The organism is Falsiroseomonas oleicola (assembly GCF_019029495.1).
GTDB lineage: Bacteria > Pseudomonadota > Alphaproteobacteria > Acetobacterales > Acetobacteraceae > Falsiroseomonas > Falsiroseomonas oleicola.
In genome coordinates, this window is the sequence record NZ_JAERQM010000023.1 from 1 (window position 1) to 659 (window position 659).

The 659-nt window shown below is 65.4% G+C and carries 1 protein-coding gene; it reads left to right on the forward strand.

The window, feature by feature from the left end; translation table 11 throughout:
- The coding region (locus JJQ90_RS26720) for a TraB/GumN family protein (protein WP_216879299.1) at positions 1–659 on the forward strand (659 nt) is incomplete at both ends.

The window sequence follows — 659 nt, forward strand, 5'->3', positions numbered from 1 at the left end:
CGTCGAGGAAGTCGAAGAGACGATCGACCGAGAGCGTCCGGACGTCGTCGCCGTCGAACTCGACGAGGGGCGATATCGGCAGATGCAGGGAGAGACTCCGGAGGAGCTCGACGCGGGTGATCTGCTGAAGGGAAACACCGTGTTCCAGTTTCTGGCATACTGGATGCTCTCGTACGTCCAGACACAGCTCGGCGAGCGGTTCGACATCGAGCCGGGTGCGGATATGCAGGCCGCCATCGATGTCGCCGACGAGCTCGGGATCGATGTTGCCCTCGTCGATCGGGACATCCAGACGACGATCCAGCGGTTCTGGGCGCGGATGACCGTCCTTGAGAAGCTCCGCATGGTCGGCGGGCTCGCGTTCGGCGTGACGGACTCCCGCGTCGCCGGGGTCATGGCCGGGCTGATCGTCGGCATCGTCGCCGGACCCGTGATCGGGCTGTTCGGCGACAGCCTCGGAGTGACCGATACAGTGTTGACGAGCGTTACCGCCGGTGTGCTGGCGGCGCTCCTCGTCGCCCTCGTGGTCGATCAGGTCGGAAAAGCCGGATTATCACCGGATTTGCGGCTGTACGCCGCCGCCGGACTCGGACTCGGTGCGGGCGCGATCGTCGGCGCGTTCGGCGTTGGGACCGATCTCGTGACGACGTATCTCGGTG